We start from the raw sequence: 281 nt of genomic DNA on the forward strand, positions 1-281 counted from the left end.
GATTCCCCCAGTAGTGGCGAGCGAACGGGGAAGAGCCCAAACCACCCATGTTACGGCATGGTTGGGGTTGTAGGACCACGACATTGCAAGACATCTTGTGAGAAGAACGATCTGGAAAGTTCGACCACAGAAGGTGACAGTCCTGTATTCGAAACAAGACGAAGCATAGTGGTATCCTGAGTAGCGCGGAACACGAGGAATTTTGCGTGAATCAGCCGGGACCATCCGGTAAGGCTAAATACTCCCGAGAGACCGATAGTGAACCAGTACTGTGAAGGAAA

Annotated in this window: 1 rRNA gene; it reads left to right on the forward strand. The window is 51.2% G+C overall.

The features are described from left to right. A 23S ribosomal RNA gene (locus tag I6E24_RS16895) occupies positions 1–281 on the forward strand; the annotation flags it as partial.

The sequence above is a fragment of the Bacteroides caecigallinarum genome (assembly GCF_021530995.1).
Classification (GTDB): Bacteria; Bacteroidota; Bacteroidia; order Bacteroidales; family Bacteroidaceae; genus Phocaeicola; species Phocaeicola faecigallinarum.